The sequence below is a fragment of the Anaerococcus martiniensis genome (genome assembly GCF_043187485.1).
GTDB classification, from domain to species: Bacteria; Bacillota; Clostridia; order Tissierellales; family Peptoniphilaceae; genus Anaerococcus; species Anaerococcus martiniensis.
This window is the reverse complement of record NZ_CP171106.1, coordinates 681719-701016: the sequence shown is the minus strand read 5'-3', so window position 1 is coordinate 701016 and position 19298 is coordinate 681719. Positions and strand designations below refer to the sequence as shown.

22 protein-coding genes and 1 riboswitch are annotated in these 19298 nt (G+C 31.6%); of the genes, 19 read left to right on the top strand and 3 right to left on the bottom strand.

The annotated features are described in order from the left end of the window. Positions 1-14 precede the first annotated feature (14 nt). Positions 15-272: an SdpI family protein gene (locus tag ACF3NF_RS03545; protein ID WP_394024436.1), complete on the bottom strand. Its 258-nt coding sequence runs from the start codon at positions 270-272 to the stop codon at positions 15-17. Between the two features lie 193 nt (positions 273-465). Between ACF3NF_RS03545 and ACF3NF_RS03540 the strand changes: the two genes are divergently transcribed. The 5 genes from ACF3NF_RS03540 to ACF3NF_RS03520 all read left to right on the top strand — a co-directional run bounded on the left by ACF3NF_RS03540 (position 466) and on the right by ACF3NF_RS03520 (position 4854). Continuing rightward, entirely contained in the window at positions 466-1626 is a 1161-nt protein-coding gene (locus ACF3NF_RS03540) for a glycosyltransferase (protein WP_394024246.1), read from the top strand. Then, on the top strand, positions 1595-2596 hold the full coding sequence (locus tag ACF3NF_RS03535) for a glycosyltransferase family 4 protein (protein ID WP_394024244.1): 1002 nt from the start codon (positions 1595-1597) through the stop codon (positions 2594-2596). The genes ACF3NF_RS03540 and ACF3NF_RS03535 overlap by 32 nt, the downstream gene beginning before the upstream one ends. After that, positions 2593-3285, top strand: a complete 693-nt coding sequence (locus tag ACF3NF_RS03530) for a hypothetical protein (protein ID WP_394024242.1) — start codon at positions 2593-2595, stop codon at positions 3283-3285. The genes ACF3NF_RS03535 and ACF3NF_RS03530 overlap by 4 nt, the downstream gene beginning before the upstream one ends. Before the next feature lie 158 nt (positions 3286-3443). Further along, complete coding sequence (locus tag ACF3NF_RS03525; protein WP_262123072.1) at positions 3444-3800, top strand: DUF2089 domain-containing protein; 357 nt, start codon at positions 3444-3446, stop codon at positions 3798-3800. Continuing rightward, positions 3793-4854: a DUF4097 family beta strand repeat-containing protein gene (locus ACF3NF_RS03520; RefSeq protein ID WP_394024240.1), complete on the top strand. Its 1062-nt coding sequence runs from the start codon at positions 3793-3795 to the stop codon at positions 4852-4854. Before ACF3NF_RS03525 ends, ACF3NF_RS03520 begins: the two co-directional genes overlap by 8 nt. 29 nt (positions 4855-4883) lie before the next feature. On the opposite strand, the gene ACF3NF_RS03515 is transcribed toward ACF3NF_RS03520, so the two are convergent. Together ACF3NF_RS03515 and ACF3NF_RS03510 are read right to left on the bottom strand one after the other, a co-directional pair. Next, entirely contained in the window at positions 4884-5423 is a 540-nt protein-coding gene (locus tag ACF3NF_RS03515; RefSeq protein ID WP_394024238.1) for an ECF transporter S component, read from the bottom strand. Continuing rightward, positions 5420-5836, bottom strand: coding sequence for a DUF1893 domain-containing protein (locus ACF3NF_RS03510; RefSeq protein ID WP_394024236.1), 417 nt, complete (start codon positions 5834-5836; stop codon positions 5420-5422). The genes ACF3NF_RS03515 and ACF3NF_RS03510 overlap by 4 nt, the downstream gene beginning before the upstream one ends. Positions 5837-6348: 512 nt before the next feature. On the opposite strand from ACF3NF_RS03510, the gene pbp4b reads away from it, so the two are divergent. From pbp4b to metK, 14 genes are all read left to right on the top strand, one after another. Beyond that, entirely contained in the window at positions 6349-8982 is a 2634-nt protein-coding gene (gene pbp4b / locus ACF3NF_RS03505) for a penicillin binding protein PBP4B (protein ID WP_394024234.1), read from the top strand. A gap of 118 nt (positions 8983-9100) precedes the next feature. Next, complete coding sequence (locus ACF3NF_RS03500) at positions 9101-10219, top strand: EpsG family protein (RefSeq protein WP_394024232.1); 1119 nt, start codon at positions 9101-9103, stop codon at positions 10217-10219. A gap of 9 nt (positions 10220-10228) precedes the next feature. Beyond that, entirely contained in the window at positions 10229-11245 is a 1017-nt protein-coding gene (locus ACF3NF_RS03495; protein ID WP_394024230.1) for a YveK family protein, read from the top strand. Between the two features lie 13 nt (positions 11246-11258). After that, positions 11259-11558, top strand: coding sequence for a hypothetical protein (locus tag ACF3NF_RS03490; RefSeq protein ID WP_394024228.1), 300 nt, complete (start codon positions 11259-11261; stop codon positions 11556-11558). Positions 11559-11608: 50 nt separating this feature from the next. After that, positions 11609-11696, top strand: a riboswitch (TPP riboswitch). 28 nt (positions 11697-11724) lie between these two features. Next, positions 11725-12285: an energy-coupled thiamine transporter ThiT gene (thiT, locus tag ACF3NF_RS03485; RefSeq protein WP_394024226.1), complete on the top strand. Its 561-nt coding sequence runs from the start codon at positions 11725-11727 to the stop codon at positions 12283-12285. A gap of 148 nt (positions 12286-12433) precedes the next feature. Then, the gene (locus ACF3NF_RS03480) at positions 12434-12799 is read left to right on the top strand and encodes a GntR family transcriptional regulator (protein WP_394024224.1); all 366 of its coding nucleotides are present in this window, start codon (positions 12434-12436) and stop codon (positions 12797-12799) included. Next, entirely contained in the window at positions 12792-13475 is a 684-nt protein-coding gene (locus tag ACF3NF_RS03475; RefSeq protein WP_394024222.1) for an ABC transporter ATP-binding protein, read from the top strand. The genes ACF3NF_RS03480 and ACF3NF_RS03475 overlap by 8 nt, the downstream gene beginning before the upstream one ends. Continuing rightward, entirely contained in the window at positions 13475-14263 is a 789-nt protein-coding gene (locus tag ACF3NF_RS03470) for a hypothetical protein (protein ID WP_394024220.1), read from the top strand. The genes ACF3NF_RS03475 and ACF3NF_RS03470 overlap by 1 nt, the downstream gene beginning before the upstream one ends. Before the next feature lie 86 nt (positions 14264-14349). Beyond that, positions 14350-15255: a diacylglycerol/lipid kinase family protein gene (locus ACF3NF_RS03465; RefSeq protein ID WP_394024218.1), complete on the top strand. Its 906-nt coding sequence runs from the start codon at positions 14350-14352 to the stop codon at positions 15253-15255. Positions 15256-15333: 78 nt separating this feature from the next. Next, positions 15334-15813 carry a CarD family transcriptional regulator gene (locus tag ACF3NF_RS03460; protein ID WP_394024216.1) on the top strand — a complete coding sequence of 160 codons (480 nt, stop codon included), beginning with the start codon at positions 15334-15336 and terminating at the stop codon, positions 15811-15813. Positions 15814-15829: 16 nt separating this feature from the next. Then, entirely contained in the window at positions 15830-16930 is a 1101-nt protein-coding gene (locus tag ACF3NF_RS03455) for a PIN/TRAM domain-containing protein (RefSeq protein WP_394024214.1), read from the top strand. After that, a complete protein-coding gene (gene ispD / locus ACF3NF_RS03450) occupies positions 16931-17653 on the top strand; it encodes a 2-C-methyl-D-erythritol 4-phosphate cytidylyltransferase (RefSeq protein WP_262123045.1) in 723 nt (240 codons plus the stop codon). Then, complete coding sequence (gene ispF, locus ACF3NF_RS03445; protein WP_394024212.1) at positions 17650-18123, top strand: 2-C-methyl-D-erythritol 2,4-cyclodiphosphate synthase; 474 nt, start codon at positions 17650-17652, stop codon at positions 18121-18123. Before ispD ends, ispF begins: the two co-directional genes overlap by 4 nt. Then, positions 18123-19292 (top strand): methionine adenosyltransferase, encoded by a 1170-nt coding sequence (metK, locus tag ACF3NF_RS03440; protein ID WP_394024435.1) that lies wholly within the window; start codon positions 18123-18125, stop codon positions 19290-19292. Before ispF ends, metK begins: the two co-directional genes overlap by 1 nt. Positions 19293-19298: the final 6 nt, after the last annotated feature.

The following is a 19298-nucleotide window of genomic DNA, read 5'->3' as shown; positions in this document are numbered from 1 at the left end:
ACAATACTGCCGTCTTATTTGTCTTTTAGATTAAATTTTTTGCGCATCCTTATTTTTACTATAAGAAATAATAGCAATAGAAATAGTATTGCAAGAATAATTAAAAGCCCGGTCATATAAGACCTCTTAAGTTCTAAATACAGGCAAATAGGATAAATAATTCCAAAAAATAATATGCCTAGGATGATTGAAAGATTTCCTGCAAATTTATTTCCATAATTCCATGTATCCTGATTGTAGCAAACTTCCCATAAGTGAAAGCCTACTTCCATTTCAGGATAGCTACTATGAAAGTGCCTAAAAAATATGCCTATGTAAATGCTAAATATTAAAAGCATGATATTAGTTGCAATTAGGGGTCCCATTTTTCACCTCATTTCACATAAACTATACTAAAATTAATTGATAATTAAAGATGAATTGTAAAAAGTCTTCTTAGCTAATATAGTAATATTAGAGGAATTTATGAAAATACTTATAACAAGCGATTGGTACTATCCGGTTGTAAACGGGGTGGTCCGATCTGTATTAAACTTAAAAAATTATTTAGAAAGTCAAGGTCACGAGGTAAGAGTCTTAACACTTTCAAATACCATTTCTAGTTACCAAACTGAGGAAGTGTACTACGTAGGATCTCTTTCTGCAAAAAGAATATATCCAGAAGCACGAATTACAAATATTTTGGCCAAAACTCATCTTAGAAATATCAGAAAATGGGAGCCAGATATTGTCCACAGCCAATGCGAATTTTCTACATTTCTTATGGGAAAAACTTTGGCAAAAATTTTAAATATCCCCTTAGTCCACACCTACCATACGGTTTATGAGGACTACACCCACTATTTTACAAAAAATAAACGTGCTGGTGTAAAAATTGTGGCAGCCTTTAGCAAAAACTTTTCAGATATGTGCGATTATATGATTGCCCCTACTGAAAAAACTGCAAATATTTTGGAATCTTATAATATTGACAGGAAAAAAATTGCTGTAATCCCAACAGGTGTCCATATTTGTGATATGTATGATGAGGATTTAAGGGCTGAGCTAGGTATTCCTAAGGATAAGAAAATATTACTTTATCTAGGTCGTTTGGGAGAGGAGAAAAATATCGAGGAATTGATAGACTTTTACCAAAGGCTGGATGATCCAAATATTGAATTTTTCATAGTAGGAGGCGGACCACATGCTGATAAGCTTAAAGCCTACAATGAAAAATTAAAAGCAAATGTTAATTTTGTGGGTATGGTTGATCCTAGTGAAGTTAATAAATATTACCAAGCAGCAGATATATTTACCACATCATCCACCTCAGAAACCCAAGGACTTACTTATTATGAAGCACTTTCAAACGGCCTTGTCGCTGTCTGCCGTGACGATGAGTCCTTAGATGGTGTATTAAAAAATGGATTTAACGGATTTAGATTTAATAATTTTGATGAATATAAGACATACATTTACAAAGTTTTAGACAACAAAGACTACCAAAAAGAATTATCTACAAATGCTAGAAAATACGCCCTAGATAATTTTTCTGTAGAAAGTTTTGGTAGTAAGTGTGAAGATTTGTACGAGAAAGCAATAAACGAGTTTGATTATGAAAGTTCTTTTATATACAAAAGATTATGATACAGTTAAAGAAAGTGGTGTAGGTAAGGCAATTGACCACCAAATCAAGGCCTTGTCCCTTGTTGGTTGTGATTTTACCTTAAATGAGAAGGAAGATTTTGATATTGTCCACATCAATACAATTTTCCCAAAATCTGTGACCTTTGCTGATAGGGCAAAAAGGCACGGCAAAAAAGTAATTTATCATGCCCACTCTACCAAAGAAGACTTTAGAAATTCTTTTACATTTTCAAATCAAATAGCTCCAGCTTTTAAAAAATGGCTAGAATATTGCTACAACAAGGGAGATTTGATTTTAACCCCTACTGATTATTCTAAGGAAATTTTAGAATCCTATGAACTAAAAAGACCCATAGAAGTTGTTTCAAATGGAATTGATTTAGATTTTTGGCAGGATAGGGACTTTGATAGGGACAATTTTTATGAAAAATATGGCCTAGATAAGAGTAAAAAATCAATTATTTCTGTAGGTTTGCCTATAAAGAGAAAGGGCATTGATGATTTTATTTATTTGGCAAATAAGATGCCAGAATATGAATTTGTTTGGTTTGGCAAGTTAAATCCTGCAGTATTACCCATAGAAATCAAAAAATTAATTGATAATGCTCCAGCAAATCTACATTTTCCAGGCTATATTTCAAGTACTGACCTTAGAGAAGCTTACAGCGGATCAGATTTATATGTTTTTTTAACCCACGAAGAGACAGAAGGAATAGTCCTTTTAGAAGCCTTGGCTTGTAAGGCGGATATTCTAATCCGTGATATAGAAATTTTTGAAAATGATTATATTGACGGCAAAAATGTCTACAAGGGTACTTCAAATGAGGAATTTGAAGCAAAAATAAAAGGAATATTAAATGGTGAGTTACCATCACTAAGAGAAGAGGGCTACAAAAAAGCAGCCGAAAAATCTATAGAAAACACCGGCAAACGCCTGGTAGAATGCTATGAAAAGGTACTAAATTTATGAGATCTATTTTAAAATTTTTGGGACTTTCCATTATTACAATATTAATCCCGGCTTTTTTTATGGGACTTGCTACAATATTTAATGCTGGTGAGATAATGGTTTTAATAGCCCAAATGTTTGTAATTTTGGTATTTGTATTTATTTTTACAAATCTCTTAAAATACCAAAGAAAATACGAGGCAGAAACTGAAAAACTTTTGTCAGATACCCGTGATGTCCAAAAACTAAAAGATTTAAGGGAAAATCGCAAGACCTACAAATCAAAGGCAGCCATTACCAGCAAAATTTTAAATCAAGAATACAGCCAGAAAGAAGTCGACAATTTATTAAAATATGCAACAACAAATGAAGATATGGAGCATTATTTTTCAGCTAAAATTGACCATGCGGACAAAAATAAACGTGAAGAAATCAGAAGAAAAAGGGATGAATTTGAAAATCGCTATGGCAAAAAACAAATGATTTTCCCAGACTTTGATGGAAATTTAAAAACCAGCCTAAAATGGATGGCATTTTTCTTTATATCAGCATTTTTATATAATTTCCTGCCACCAAAAATATTTACAAACGACATAAGCATGGCATCTTTTTTGCTATTAGGAATGCTTTTTTTAGCAGTTGTCATGGTAAATACCATATTATGGATTGTTCGTACATTAAAATCCTATTGGGCGAAAGATTATATATAAGACTTGAAAATTCAAGTCTTTTTTTATTGAAGAAAATGTGTGTTTTATCAAAGTGTAATTGATAAATTAAAAAATTAGTAAAAAAATATTAAAAATATTAAATTAGACTTTACAAAAATTAAAATTGGTAGTATATTAAAATCAAAAGGAGGCTATCTATGATTAATAAATGTCCAAACTGTGGTGACGAGATGATCATCACATCATATAGATGTAATAGTTGTTATACAGAAGTAAGTGGTGAATTTGAAATTGACAAATTTTCTAGACTTGATAAAGAAGATAAAGAATTTATAGAATTATTTTTACAAAAAAGAGGATCAATCAAAGATGTTGGAGAAGAAATCGGCATTTCATACCCAACAGTTAGAAATAGAATTGATAAGTTAGTAGCAAAACTAGGTGGCAAAATCGATAAAAAAGAAAGCCGTTTAGATATCCTTAATATGCTTGATAACGGCGAAATCACAGCTGACCAAGCCCGTGAATTATTGGAGGAATTAAAAGATGAATGATGAAAAACAATTAATTTTAGAAATGCTTAAAGAAGGCAAGATTACTGTTGAAGAAGCAAATGACTTATTAAGTGCTGTTGGCAATAAAAAAAATCGCAACGAAAGCGACTTTATGGCTAAAATCAACCAATCTATAGAAAGTGTCATCAAAAAAACAACTGATGCTTTCGAATCACTTTCAAATATAGATTTGGAAAATATTGACATCAACCAATACAATATCAAAGGCCAAGTAAATACAAATAAGGAAATGAGAATTGATGATGAAATCAACACAATCAATATCGACATTCCATCAGGCAAGGTTTTAATCGAGCGAGCAAGTGATTCTGCAATCACAATCAACCAAGATATTTGGGCGAAAAAAGGCGAACTTTTAGATTATTTAGATATTGAAATTGTAGAAGATGATTTAAATATCAAAATCAACGAAACTTACCAAAATCTTGAAGCAACTTCAATTATAAAGCTTGCCCTAGGAAAAAATTTATACGAAAACCTAAATATTAACCTTGTAAATGGTAATATCGAAATAGAAGATGTTGATTTTACAGAAACTAGCATTAATTCTATAAATGCAAAAGTAAATGTGATAAATTCCCAAGGAAATATCGACATTCAAAATACAAATGGAAAAGTAGATGTTAAAAATACCAATGGGGATTTAACAATTGATAATGTAAATGGATCTGTATACTTAGCTAATATTAGTGGCGAAAAAGCAGAAATTGATGCAGTTAGCGGCAATATTAGGGTAGATGGATTAAATACTAAAAACTTATTTGCAGACACAGATTCTGGAAATATTAGAATTTACAATATCAAGGATAGCGAAAAAATTGATTTAAACTCAGGATTTGGAAATATAGTAATAGATAGCGAATCCTATAATGGTGAAATAAAAGCTAATGTTTTAAGCCAAGGCCTAAACTTAAGCGACAAATTTAAAAACAAAATGCAAAAAGAAAAAGGCTATGAAGTTTCTACAAATGTCGAAAAATCAGACATAGAAATCTTTGCATCAGCAGCCTTTGGCAGAATAAATTTAAGATAAAAAAAGACCTAACAAGGTCTTTTTTTTATTTAACCAATCCTATTTGTCCTTGGATCATAGTTATTTTTTATATTAGCTGGCATCCATTTATATAAAAGTGGAACTAGAACAAGTGCTAAGATAATGCCTGGAAGTCCTTTTACAAAAGATCCAGTAATAAATGGAATGATGCTGATAGCTTCCATATTAAATATATTAAATACTATTGACGCTACAATCCCAGCTACAATTCTACCTATAATCATAGCTCCGATTAAAGGAAGAAATACATTTTTTTGGTATTTTTCGTAAAAATATCCGGCAAAATATCCATAAGCTCCTAGTTCAAAAACCATAATTGGAACCATAGGCACCATTGGTGGCATGCCAGTAAGTAGGCTTGATAGAACTGGAGTTACTAATCCAATTAATAATCCTGGAATAGGTCCAAGTGTTAAAGCTCCTAGAAAAATAGGAATATGCATTGGTAATAGCACTTGGCCAGGTAGGCCTAAAGTGTGAAATATCATTGGAAATAATATTCCTAAAGCCAGGAAAACTGCTGAATATACTAATTTTTTTGTAGTCATTTATTAAATTTCTCCTTAACTTTTCTTATTAGCTCATCAGCATTGTCAGTGGCTAGTGATAGCTTTTCCATAGGGCACATGCCAGTATTATCCCTATTTCTTATCTCCTTTACTTTTTTATCGTATTCATATTCAATATTTGTATTATCAAGAATACTGATGGCATTTTCTGATATAAGCTGGGCATAAAGCTTGCTTATATTTGCTTCTATCAAAATAAGTGCGGCAGCCCTACCTATTACTTTATCTGCAACAGCTGCACCATCTAGGATTTTTTTATCACTGTCATAGACATCTATAATAGGCAATAAGCCATTTTTATCCGACTTATAAACAACATTATTTTCTTTAACTACAACTATGGAATGCTTATTTTCTAAAAGTGTAGTTTTTGCTAAATCAATATTATTCATAACAATTATTCTAACATAAGTAGGTAATATATTCAAAAGTGATAAGGCATTTAAAAAACTTTTGTTGATATAATTTATCCAGATAATTTTTTATACAAAAAAACAGCCAAGGCCGCTGCCTGACTGTTAGAGCTCTCACTAAGGTTTTTTGCAAAAATTTATGCTAAGAAGAGTTTTTATAATTGTGAGAGAAGCACAAAAGTTTGAGGGTTTAGACTTTTGTACCCGGAAAGGTAAACAGTTGACACAAATTTATTATTAAGGAAGAGTACGCATATGCGATGAAAATTAATCTGTCAGCTTCAAACTGTTCCCTTGGTACTTATATTAATGCACAAATGTTTTACATTTATAAAAGATTTGTAAAGTTAGTGTTAAATTTAGAATTTGTTTAATATTATAAGTAAATTAAAATGTTGAATAATTTATTTAAATGATATAAATTTATGTTGAAATATTATTTCGGATGTTATAAAATAATCTTGAAAAAGTTTTCATATAAGGAGGTAATTGTGAAAAAAAGCATTTTGATATTATCTATAGCTTTACTGTTTCCAGGCGTTTCTTTTGCTTCTGATGCTAATTATAGTAATGAGGATTCAACTAATGAAAACATTATCTATTATGATTATTCCTTTCCCAAAGATATAAGTGAATATGACGATTCCATATTACTAAATTCATCTTTTGCTTTTGATGCAAAAAAAGGGGAAAGCGAAGTTGAAATTGATGATTTTGATGATAGTGAAATTTATTTGAATGGAAAGAAAGTATCAGATCAAAAAGATGTAGATGAAAATATAGCCGACGGTAAGAATTACTTAGATGTGTTAGATTCTAAAGATCAAACTAATGTAAGTATTAAAGCAAGTAAAGAAGAAAAACCTTTAGAAACAAAAAAAGAGACATTGGATAAAGGCACCACTGATTTGCTTGAAAAAATTTTAGATGAAGAAGTTAAAAAAGACTTTGCTGGTGGTCAAATCTCTGTAATGAAAGATAATAAAGAAATTTATAATCATAATTTTGGATATAAAAATAATTATTATAAAGATGGAAAACCAATTGAAATGGAAAAAAGAGATATAGTTGATGATTTAACCATGTTTGATTTAGCTAGTAATACTAAAATGTATGTTACTAACTACTCTCTTCAAAAATTAGTTTATGAAGGAAAAATAAACTTAGATGATAAGGTAAATAAATATTTTGACGATTTTAAAGACTCTGATGATGATATCATAAAGGGAAAAAATAATATAAGTATAAGAGATATTTTGATGCACCAGGCAGGTTTTCCAGCAGATCCTCAGTATCATAATGAAAAATATGATAAGGATGATGGTATAAAAAATGGGAAAAATGACTTGTATTCTCAAAATAAAAATCATACTTTAAATATGATTTTTAAAACACCTCTTAAATATGAACCTGGAAAAGATACTATATATTCTGATGTAGACTATATGCTTTTAGGTTTTATTATTGAAAAAGTTACAGGAATGCAATTAGATGAATATTTCAATGAAAGCTTTGTAAAACCTCTTGAGCTTACTAGAACTACATTTAATCCTTTGGAAAATGGTTTTGAAAGACATGACACAGCAGCTACTGAACTAAATGGAAATACGAGAGATGGTGAAGTTGATTTTAATAATATTAGAAGAGATACAATTTGGGGTCAAGTCCACGACGAAAAAGCATTTTACTCTATGAATGGGATAAGTGGACATGCGGGTTTATTTTCAAATGCCAGAGATTTATCAAAACTTGCTAATATTATGTTAAATAATGGAAAATATGGGGATATTATTTTTTGGGATAAAGAAACTCAAGATTTATTTACTAGACCAAAACAAATCGATCCATCTTATGGTTTAGGTTGGAGACTTATGGGAAATGGTAAGTACGCATGGGCATTTTCCAATCTTGCTAGTTTAAAAACCTATGGTCATACTGGTTGGACTGGTACATTAACAGTTATAGATCCAGTAGAAAATATGGTTATAACTTTACTTACAAATAAGAAAAACTCTCCAGTTTTAAATAAAGAAAAAAATCCAAATTTATTTTATTCAGATCAATCTTTATCAGCAGGCTATGGAGCGATTACAACTTTGCTTTATAAATCATTACAAGAGTCCTCTCCAGAACAAATTATTGCCTTATCAGATGAGCTTTTAAAGGGCAAAGAAAGATTAATTAGAGAAAATGATGACTACTTTAATATTGGTCAAATTAATGATTATATTGTTTTAAAAAATGTAAATGACTATTATAAGGAAGAATATAAGACTCTAATAGAAGTAAATAATATTTTAGAAGAATTAAAAAAAGCTGACAATATTTTAAAAGAAGAAAAACCAAGTCAAAGAGTAACTAGCACACTTTATTCTCCAAATTTAAAACTCGATTGGAACTACAATGTATATCTACCAAAAAATTACAATCCTAAAAAAGCTGGTGGATATCCAGTTTTATACATGTTACACGGATTGGGAGGCAATCATACAAATTTATTGGAGAGATTTGACTCTAAAACTATCTTGGATAAAGTTATTAAAAAAACTGGAAAAGATATGATAGTTGTATTTCCAGATGGATTTAATAGTTTTTATATTGATCAAAACGATGGCATGAAAATGGAGAAAGCTATCATTGAAGATCTAATTCCATATATTGATAAAACTTACAATACAAAAAAATCTAGAAACTCTCGCGCTATTGGAGGGATATCTATGGGTGGATATGGTGCAGCAAGATTTGCCCTTAAGTATCCTGACAAATTTTCAAAAGCAACCTTGATATCTCCAGCTGTTTGGTATAAGCTTGATGAAGATAATAATATAAGAAAAAATAATCACGCTTTTAAAGAAGCTAATAAGCCATGGTCTGATGATTTTTATCAAAAAATGCATCCGGAAACTTATATAAAAAATAATTCTAATGTTGACTTTTATATAAGAACTTCATTAGGTGACTCAACTGTACCATTTAATGATGTAAATAAATTTGTAGATGCTTTAAAACTAAGTAATATTAATACTGAGTTTAAAATAGATTCAAAAGAAAATGAGCACAACTGGAACTATTGGAAAAATATTGCCTATGACTTTTATAAGTGGACAAGTGAATCCTTAGAATAAAATAATAATATACAGGTCTGATTAAATGAATATTTCAGACCTGTTTTTTATTTTTTTGATTAAAATTCTTTTTAAAATTTTAAGGCAATGATATAATATTTCATATTAAGGAAAAAATATGGGATTTGCATTATTTACTTTAAGTGAGCTTTGCTTATTTTTAATTAACAATTTCATAAAATTTAAGGATAATAATAAGAAAAATCTTGCTGCAGGGCTCATGTTTTTTATTATGTTTGCCTTTGCAGCCTTTAGGGGATCAGGAGATGCTGATTATTACAATTATTTGTGGTTTGCCAAAGATATAGGGACAGATTTTTCAAAAGTTTTAAACTTTTCCTATCCAGTGGAGTTTGCCTTTAGGTTATTTTCTTATTTGATAAATACTTTTGGTTTATCAAGGCAATGGATAATTGTGATTATGAATGCCCTTTCCATAATTCCTGTGGCATATATATCTATAAAGAAAAGCAAAAATCCTTTTTTATCCGCAATTATATTTTTGCCAATATTTATCCAATTTGATATGCAAACGGCAAGAACTGCAAGTGCAGTTGGCTTGGGACTTATGAGCATTAATTTTTTTAGTGAGAAAAAATTCTTTAAAAGCTTCTTGTTTTTTGTTTTTGCCATGACCTTTCATAGGGCAAGTGTAATATTATTGCCATTTTTATTTTTTATGGCCTTTGAAATTGGCAGATTTTTTAAAATTCTAACAGCAGGTCTTGCCTTTGTTGCATCAGTTTTTTCAAGCCTTATGTTTAGGATTTTAGCTCAAATCTTATCTGCAATTGGACTGGGACGAATGGCAACTAAGGTTTTAAATTATACCTTTACCGGCCAATTTGCAGGAGCCATGAATTTTTATGACCCAAGAATTATTTTTGCCGCAGCTTTATTTATCACAAGCTTGATGTATTTTAGAAAAAAAGATTTTGGCAAATTTACTATAGAAGAAGCAAGTATAAAGGCCATGTGGTTTGCCCTTTTGGTACTATTAGTATTTAGGTCATCAACTGCTATTGCCTTTAGATTTTCAACCTTTTTTACGATTTTGGAAATTATTTATATACCCCTTGTTTTAGAAAAAATAAAAAATATCGATAAGCTAGGCCGATTTTTAATTGCCCTTGCCATTGTTATTTTTATCATACCCTACGCCATTTTCCTAATGGCCAAGGCCCCAAGTTATGATTTTTTCTTTACAAATTTAAATGCAATTCATTCATTAAAATAGGAGCATATTATGTTAACAACACAAGATATTAGAAAAGCAATCAATAAAAATAAGTGGCTGATTATTATTCCGGCACTCTTGATTGGATTTTTGGCTTATTTTACCCAAAATATTTTGCCAGGAGATTATGAGGCTGAGGCAGTATTAATTGTAACAAGCAATGATGATGAGCCAATTACCTACAATAAGCTAATTTTAAATGAAAAACTTGCCAATGTTTATTCTCAATTTTTGGAATCAGAAAATCTATTTGAAACTGTTTCAGAAAAAATCGATCCAGACTGGGATAGCAAAAAAGTTTCTAAAAACTTTGACTATGATGTCAACCCTCAAGGCGGAGTAATTAGCTTGACATATAAGGATTCAAACGAAAAACGCGCAGAAGATACCCTTACACTTATTGCAGAAGAATTTAGGTCATATGCAAGAAATTATTTGCATATGGAAAATATTGAATATTTACAAAATGTAGTTGTAAGTAAGGCCTCAAAAATCCGTGGAATAATTTTTGCAATCTTGGGCCTGTTTGTAGGGGCCTTGCTAGGAATTTTATTGCTTATCCTTAAAGAACTATTGTCAGATAGGATTTCCACTGCTGATGATATTCGCCAATTAGATTATGAAGTTTTGGCAGATTTAACAAAAGATAAAAATTCTGAGCTTGCAAAAGTTAAAAGAAAAATAAAAACTAAGGGAGCAAATGCAGTAATAGGCCTTGCCCACTTAAAAAATGCAAATACAAAAGTCAATATTGCAGGTGAACTTGCTAATATTTTAAATGGACTTGTAATTAGCCCCGAAAATGAAAAAATTATTTCTGATGAACTTAGGAGACTAAAAGCAAATTATCCATATATTTTAATTAATGAAGCTAACTTTAACAGCCCGGAAGCCATAGATTCGGCTGAATATGAAGATTATAAAATCCTTTTACTTTCAAAAAATGCCTTAAAAAATGATTTGGAAAATGCTGTAAATGAGCTAGAAAGACTGGAAATTGATATTTTAGGGGTGATTTATTATTAAAAAAGTTTTATTATTGCTTTGTCTTTTTTCTCTTACTGCTTGTAAAAATGATGATAATTACAAGGACCAAGATATAAAAATTTATGAAAATAAAAAGCAAGGTCAAAAAGATGATAGCCCACAAATTGGTGGACTTTATGAAGTGAGTCAAAAAACTGATATTTATGCAGATATGGATGAAAAAAGTGCATATGATAAGTTGGATGCAGGATCTGTTGTTAAGATAGTAAATGAAAGTGAAGATGGCTTTATAAGAGTAGAATTTAACGGTGATTCTTTATATATAAAAACAAAATACCTAAAAGAAATATAGGGGCTATCAGCCATTTTATTTTTGCATTTTTTTATAAATGTAATATAATAAATATGCACTAGGGGTGCCAGTTGGCTGAGATCATACCCTTAACCTGGTCAAGGTAATGCTTGCGGAGGAAAGTGTCTAAACCTCTCTAAGTATGTGCAAAAGGAGGTATTTTTTTATGCAAAATAATCAGACAAAATCATCTTGGACTACCAAGATGCTAGTAGAAGGCGCACTTGCAATTGCCTTATCATTTGTATTAGCGCGTTTTACATTATTTAGAATGCCACAAGGTGGAGAAATCACACCAGGCCAAATGATTCCGCTTATCATATTTTCACTTAGATATGGAGCTAAAAAAGGATTTTTAATCGGAGCTGTGTATGGAATCTTAGATATGATTTTTGGTGGATATGTTATTCACCCAATCCAAGCAATCTTAGATTATCCATTACCATATGGGCTAATTGGTCTATCAGGACTTTTCTCAGACCAATTTAAAACAACTCGTTCATTTGCTCCAGTATTAAAAGGTACATTTATTGCAATTATAGCAAGATACGTCACTCACGTATTATCAGGTGTTGTATTCTTCTCATCATTTGCTCCAGAAGGACAAAACGCATTAGTATATTCAATAATTTATAATGCATCATATTTAGCAGTAGAATACGCAATTGCTCTAGTAATACTATTCTTATTAAAAAACTTCATAACAAAAGACTTATTAAATCTATAAGTGAAATAAAATTTGCAACCCATGGAGGTTGCTTTTTTTTTGTACCAAAAATAAAAAAAATAAATATATACTTGCAAAAATAAAAAACAGCTGTTATAATATTATTGTACTAAGATAGTAATACAATAATACAAAAACGGAGGCGCGGATGGAATTTGATTCATCAAGACCAATTTATCTGCAACTTCTAGAAGAATTTAAGGTAAAAATATCAACTGGCCAGTGGGAGCCTGGAGCAAAGATCGACTCTGTAAGAAATCTAGCAAGAGATTATGAAGTAAATCCAAATACAGTTCAAAAAGCACTAGTAGAACTGGAACGAGCTGGTCTAACAGAAACTAGACGAACAGCAGGCAGATTTGTAACAGATGATAAAAACTTAATTTCAAAATTAGAAGACAATTCTTTTTATAAGATAGCAGATGAATTTATAAGTGGTGCAGAAAACTTAAATCTAAAAAAAGATGAAGCAATTAACCAATTAAAACAATATTGGGAGGAGAAAAATGATTGATATAAAAAATTTAACCAAGGTTTATAACGGCAAGGCAGCCCTAGATAATGTAAATTTAACTTTAGAAGATGGGCAAATAGTTGGCATTGTCGGAGAAAATGGATCAGGAAAAACAACCTTACTTAGAATCCTTGCAGGCCTTGAAAGAAATTATATGGGTTTTGTAAAAATAAATGGGCAAAAACCTGGTGGCCATACAAATAGTATAGTTTCCTACCAGCCAGACCACTTGCCACTCGATAAAAATATGAAAATAAATGATGTGGTTAGCATATATGAAAAATTTTATGAAGATTTTGATAGAAATAAGTTTTATAATCTGCTAAAAGGATTTGCCATTTCAAGTGAATTAAAGTTAGGCGAATGCTCAAAGGGTATGCGTGAAAAAGTTCAAATTGCCCTTACCCTTAGCCGAAAAGCAAAAATATATTTATTAGATGAACCAATCAGTGGGGTGGATCCCAAATCTAGAAAAATGGTAATCAATACCATAATAGAAAACTTTGACTATAACGGAATTTTGCTTATATCTACTCATTTGATTTCTGAAATTGAAAAAGTTTTGGATAGGGTAGTTTTTGTAAAAAATGGAAAAATAATCGTAAATGAAAGTGTAGATGATATAAGATTAAATCATCAAATGGGTGTAGAAGATTACTTTACGGAGGTTATGTAATGGGAAAATTATTTGGACAAATTTTTAAGGAAGATATTAAAACTATTATTCTATGGATGTTTTTACCCTTAGCTGCAGTTACAATTTTTTCTCAGCTAATAAGGGTTTTTGAGAGCTCGTTGTTAGTTGGAATTGGATTAGTACTTTCTGGGATACTTTTAGTAGCAGGACCACTTATTGGTATTGCAGTTTTAACAAGAAATGACAATCAAAGATTTTATGGTGATAATGCATCATTTTATTCAGCCTTACCCTTTAGTTCTGCTGAAGTTACAGGAGCAAGATACATCAATTATATATTAATAGGACTTATTATTGCTATATCTATTGTTTTGAATTTCATACTATTAACTATTACCCAATCCAATGCACCATTAAGTTTAGCTGAACTTTTTGGGGAAATCTCAGAACTACTTAGCAAGATAGATATTAGGATATTTTGGGGAGTAATACTAAACTTTTTTATGCTTGGACTTTCATTTGCATCTATGATTATGTTTGCGAATACAGCTGGTCATTTAAAAATATTAGGAGTTTCAAAATCTGCTTCAGCAATTATATTTTCCATAATATTTATAATTGTTGGATATTTATTCACTAAAGTTCAAGGGTGGATTATAGCTGATTATATGACTACTGTTAACTCAGGTGAATTTAGTCTTGAAGTTGCAAATAATGCACCTGTTATGAAGACGGTTATTCTACCAGCCTTATTTAACATATTTGTTGCAGCTATATTTTACATCTTAACTCTTAAAATCCACAAAGATAAATTAAGTGTTGCTTAAATTAGATGCCAAATTGGCATCTTTTTTATTTACAAAAATCCTATAAAGTGTATATTTTTCTTAAATAAAGAAATAAAGGAGATACCATGAAAGATGCCCTTTTTGTCTACAACCCAAACAGCGGCCAGAGGATAATAAATGAATACTTACCTTGGATTATAGACTACCTTAGCGAAAGAGAATATTTAACAAGCGTTTATGCAAGTCAAAGTCGAGGGGATGCTCGCTACATAGTAGAAAAAATGGGCCATCGTTTTGACGAAATCATAGTCAGCGGTGGAGATGGTACCCTTGATGAAGTTATTTCTGCAGTTTGCAAAAGGGAAATTGATCCCCTAATAGGCTACATACCAACTGGATCTACAAATGATTTTTCAATATCATTAAATATCCCAGCAGACATAGAAAAAGCCACAAAAGTTGCTACCCGTGGCTATCAAAAACATATTGATGTAGGAAGGCTAGATGAAAAATATTTTGTCTATGTAGCAGCCTTTGGGACTATTGCCGAGGTTTCTTATAGTACTGGACAAGACATCAAAAATATTTTTGGTCGTTCTGCTTATATTTTTGAGGGCTTAAAGCAAACTTTACCCCTAGTTAACATCCCAGCATATAAAATGGAAGTGGAAGTAGATGGAGAAGTCATAGGTGGGGAATTTATCCACTTTATGGTTACAAATTCTGTTTCTGTTGGAGGGTTTGTGGGTATAACCGGTGAAAATGTAGGCCTTTCTGATGGGATTTTTGAGCTAACTATGGTAAAACGCCCCCAATCTCTGGCTGATATAAATAAAATTGTTTTTGGAATTACAAATAGAAAAGAAAATGATATGCTAATTCTCCGTCAAGGCAGAGAATTTATTGTAAGAACTAATCAAAAAGTAGCCTGGGCCCTTGATGGAGAATACGGGGGATCTACCACCCTTGCCGATATTAGGGTCTTAAAAGAGAAAATTAGGATGAGAACAGGACTTAGAGATAGGGTCTAGGTATTTTGTCAAAACTTTAATTTATTTACTAAAAGGTTCAAATTTGATATAATAATAGTGAGAACCTAGGAGGTAAAAATGTTTAAAATCGGCGATAAAATCGTATACCCAAACCACGGGGCGGGTACTATTGATTCTATTGAAAAAAAGGAATTTTTGGGAGAAGAAAAAGATTATTACATCCTAAAAATGCCAATTGGTTCTATGGATATTTCAATTCCAATAGCAAATATTGACAAAATGCACATAAGGGATGTCATCGGCAAAGAAGAAGGCGATGAAGTACTTAGAATATTGGATGATGAACCAACAGAAATGTCTAGCAACTGGAATGTAAGATACAGAGAAAATCAAGAAATTATTAAGACAGGCGATATTTTCGAAATTGCAAAGATGGTTAGAAATCTTACAATTTTGGATAAGGAAAAAGGTTTATCAACCACAGAAAAGAAATTGTTAAATAGAGCAAGAAGAATTATGGCTAGCGAATTAGTCATGGCAGGTTCTCTAGATAAGGAAAAAGCTGAGAAAATGATAGACGAATCTATCGGACTTTAGTAATCAAGGAGTGTTAATGAAAAGAGTTTTTGAAATTCTTATCACACTAATTGGCCTAGTCCTTGGCATAGTAGTTTTAAATGTATTCAATGCCGCAAGTTTGTTAATTCAACCGAGCGGCATTATATTTATCATTGCTAATGTTATAGCAGGCCTAGTTGGTGGGATAATATTTTATTTATTATTTGCATCATTTGCAGATAAATTTATGACAGGCATTTCAAATATTGAAGGCCAAATGAGCGACATACCGGCAAGCAAACTTATTGTTGGAACAATTGGGGCAATACTTGGTATTTTAATTGCAACTTTAATCTCAAGACCTTTAACCAGCCTACAACTACCTTATGTGGGCAATTCAATTTTTGTGTTATTATCTATTTTATTATATATCGGTTTAGGTTTTTTAGGTTGGAGAGTGGCAGCTAAAAATAGCGATGATTTTGTCAATTTGTTTAAAACCAGCAAAGAAAATAAGGACTTAAAATCAACTTTTAAACTTGATAGAAGCAAAAATCCTGCAAGCCCAAAAGTACTTGATACATCAGTGATTATAGATGGAAGAATAGTTGATATTATTGAAACTGATTTTATAGAAGGGGAGCTAATTATTTCTGAATTTGTCCTAGAAGAGCTCCAACACATAGCAGATAGCCCAGATGACTTAAAACGCGAACGTGGTCGCCGCGGGCTTGATATTGTAAATGCAATTAAAAAATCAGATAAAATAAATCTAAAAATAACAGATCAAGATTATCCAGAAATTAAGGAAGTGGACAGCAAACTTTTAAAACTTGCCATGGATCTGGGAGCAAAAGTCTTTACAAATGATTACAACCTAAACAAGGTGGCAGATGTCCAAGGCATCCCGGTTTTAAACATAAATGATTTGGCAAATGCCCTAAAACCAGTAGTAATTCCAGGTGAACGAATGAGAATAGACGTCATCAAGGAAGGAAAGGGCAAAAATCAAGGTGTAGGATATCTTGACGATGGTACAATGGTAGTAGTAGAAGATGGGGATAAATTTATCGACCAAACTATAAATGCTGTTGTAACCAGTGTTTTACAAACTTCTGCAGGACGTATGATATTTGTAAGAAGCGAAGAGGATTAAATGTTTGATGGCAAATTTTTATCAGCTATAATCACATCCGCAGGTTCAGGCAGGCGTATGAATAGCGATATTAACAAACCTTTTTTAAATATCGATGATAAAAAAATAATCGAACGTACTTTAGAAACTGTAACAAGTATTGAAGAATTTGACGAAATAATTTTAGTAATCAGAAAAGAAGATGAAGAGATTATCAAATCAATACTAAAAAATGACAAATTTTCTAAAAAAGTAAACTATGTTTTTGGTAGCAGCACTCGCGAGCTATCGACATTTGAAGGACTAAAAGCCTTAAATAAAGATTGTGAATTGGTCTTAACCCACGATGGGGTAAGACCTTTTGCAAGTAGACAGCTTTTTTATAATACACTAAAGGAGCTAAAAAATTATAAGGCAGTAATAACTGCAACAAAAACAAAAGATACAGTTAAAATTTTAGATGAAAACATGGTTGTAGATTTTACGCCAAACCGTGCCTTTGTCTACAATGTTCAAACTCCCCAAGCCTTTGACAAAAAAACTATATTTACCATGTATGAAAAATACGTAAAAAGTGAATTTAAGATAACTGATGACAGTCAATTATTTGAGTTTTTTGATAGGGAAACACCAGTAAAAGTGGTTGAGGGAGAATATTCAAATATCAAAATTACCACAAATGAAGATATACTTTTTGCAAGAGCATATATTAAAAAACAAGAAGAAACTGAGGAAAATAAATGAAAATTGGTATAGGCTATGACGTTCATAGGCTAGTAGAAAATAGAGATTTAATCCTAGGCGGCATCAAATTTGATTATGAAAAAGGCCTTTTGGGCCATTCTGATGCAGATGTTTTGACCCACGCCATTATGGATGCAATTTTGGGAGCCTTAGGGCAAAGTGATATTGGAAAATTATTCCCAGATACAGATCCAAAATACAAGGACATTTATTCCATAGACCTACTTGACCATGTGGTTGAGCTTATGGACCAAAGGGGCTATAAAATTGGTAATCTTGATACAGTTATCATCTGTGAAATGCCAAAAATAAGCCCAAGGAGAGATGAAATCAAAAACTTATTAGCAGAGCATTTAAAAACAGCTCCAGAAAATGTATCTATCAAGGCTTCTACAAGTGAAGGCCTTGGATTTACTGGACAAGGACTGGGAATTGAAGCTCGTGCTGTTGTAATATTAGAGGAGAAATGATGCGTAGATTTATAGCTAGCGAATCAGTAACAGAAGGTCACCCAGATAAGGTTTGCGATAGGATTTCAGATGCAATCCTTGATGAGTGCTTAAAACAAGATAAAAATGCAAGGGTAGCCTGTGAGACAGTAACTTCAACAGGTTTGGTATTAGTTGTTGGTGAAATTTCTACAACAGCTTATGCCCCGGTGGAACAAATTGTACGTCAGACTATAAAAGAAATTGGCTATGATGATCCAAATATTGGTTTTGATTATTCAAATGTAGCCGTTCTTACTTCCCTAATTGAGCAATCATCAGACATTGCCCAAGGGGTAAATAGTGCCCAAGAATTTAAATCAACAAATGATAAATACGACCAAATCGGTGCAGGTGACCAAGGAATTATATTTGGTTATGCGGACAATGAAACTGAAGAATATTTGCCAGTTTCTATAAATTATGCCCACAAACTTGCCCAAAGACTAACAGAAGTTCGTAAAAATAAAGTACTTGACTACCTAAGACCAGATGGCAAAACTCAAGTAACTGTAGAATATGATGATGATAAATTAGTTCGTATTGACAATATAGTAATTTCTGCCCAACATACAGAAGATGTAAGCCTTGAACAAATTAGAGAAGATATCATAAATGAAGTTATAAAAAAAGTAATAGATCCTTCACTCATAGATGAAAATACTAAAATTTATGTAAATCCAACAGGCAAATTTGTAATTGGTGGGCCAAAAGGCGATAGCGGGCTTACTGGTAGAAAAATAATTGTGGATACCTACGGTGGATATTCAAAATCTGGTGGTGGAGCATTTTCTGGAAAAGACCCTACAAAAGTAGATAGGTCCGCAGCTTATATGGCAAGATATGCAGCTAAAAATATGGTTGCAGCTGGCCTTGCTGAAAAACTTGAAATTGGTATTTCTTATGCAATTGGTGTTGCCCATCCACTTTCAATATTTGTAGACAGCTTTGGTACAGGCAAATATGATGATGAAAAATTACTAGAAATTGTCAAAGAAAACTTTGACTTTAGACCACAAGCGATTATAGATAATTTGGACCTATTAAGGCCAATTTACAAAAATACCTCAAGCTATGGGCATTTTGGTAGAAATAATCCAGAATTTACCTGGGAAGCCCTTGATAAGGTAGAAGAGCTTAAAAAATATTAGGAGAAA

Bases quoted from the DNA above. Each gene is read 5' to 3' on its own strand.
- ACF3NF_RS03545 (WP_394024436.1), bottom strand. From the start codon at position 272: ATGGAAGTAGGCTTTCACTTATGGGAAGTTTGCTACAATCAGGATACA.
- ACF3NF_RS03460 (WP_394024216.1), top strand. From the start codon at position 15,334: ATGTTTAAAATCGGCGATAAAATCGTATACCCAAACCACGGGGCGGGT.
- ACF3NF_RS03495 (WP_394024230.1), top strand. From the start codon at position 10,229: ATGTTAACAACACAAGATATTAGAAAAGCAATCAATAAAAATAAGTGG.
- ACF3NF_RS03455 (WP_394024214.1), top strand. From the start codon at position 15,830: ATGAAAAGAGTTTTTGAAATTCTTATCACACTAATTGGCCTAGTCCTT.
- ACF3NF_RS03530 (WP_394024242.1), top strand. From the start codon at position 2,593: ATGAGATCTATTTTAAAATTTTTGGGACTTTCCATTATTACAATATTA.
- ACF3NF_RS03480 (WP_394024224.1), top strand. From the start codon at position 12,434: ATGGAATTTGATTCATCAAGACCAATTTATCTGCAACTTCTAGAAGAA.
- ACF3NF_RS03520 (WP_394024240.1), top strand. From the start codon at position 3,793: ATGAATGATGAAAAACAATTAATTTTAGAAATGCTTAAAGAAGGCAAG.
- ACF3NF_RS03475 (WP_394024222.1), top strand. From the start codon at position 12,792: ATGATTGATATAAAAAATTTAACCAAGGTTTATAACGGCAAGGCAGCC.
- ACF3NF_RS03500 (WP_394024232.1), top strand. From the start codon at position 9,101: ATGGGATTTGCATTATTTACTTTAAGTGAGCTTTGCTTATTTTTAATT.
- ACF3NF_RS03515 (WP_394024238.1), bottom strand. From the start codon at position 5,423: ATGACTACAAAAAAATTAGTATATTCAGCAGTTTTCCTGGCTTTAGGA.
- ACF3NF_RS03540 (WP_394024246.1), top strand. From the start codon at position 466: ATGAAAATACTTATAACAAGCGATTGGTACTATCCGGTTGTAAACGGG.
- ispF (WP_394024212.1), top strand. From the start codon at position 17,650: ATGAAAATTGGTATAGGCTATGACGTTCATAGGCTAGTAGAAAATAGA.
- ACF3NF_RS03510 (WP_394024236.1), bottom strand. From the start codon at position 5,836: ATGAATAATATTGATTTAGCAAAAACTACACTTTTAGAAAATAAGCAT.
- thiT (WP_394024226.1), top strand. From the start codon at position 11,725: ATGCAAAATAATCAGACAAAATCATCTTGGACTACCAAGATGCTAGTA.
- ACF3NF_RS03535 (WP_394024244.1), top strand. From the start codon at position 1,595: ATGAAAGTTCTTTTATATACAAAAGATTATGATACAGTTAAAGAAAGT.
- ACF3NF_RS03470 (WP_394024220.1), top strand. From the start codon at position 13,475: ATGGGAAAATTATTTGGACAAATTTTTAAGGAAGATATTAAAACTATT.
- ispD (WP_262123045.1), top strand. From the start codon at position 16,931: ATGTTTGATGGCAAATTTTTATCAGCTATAATCACATCCGCAGGTTCA.
- metK (WP_394024435.1), top strand. From the start codon at position 18,123: ATGCGTAGATTTATAGCTAGCGAATCAGTAACAGAAGGTCACCCAGAT.
- ACF3NF_RS03525 (WP_262123072.1), top strand. From the start codon at position 3,444: ATGATTAATAAATGTCCAAACTGTGGTGACGAGATGATCATCACATCA.
- ACF3NF_RS03465 (WP_394024218.1), top strand. From the start codon at position 14,350: ATGAAAGATGCCCTTTTTGTCTACAACCCAAACAGCGGCCAGAGGATA.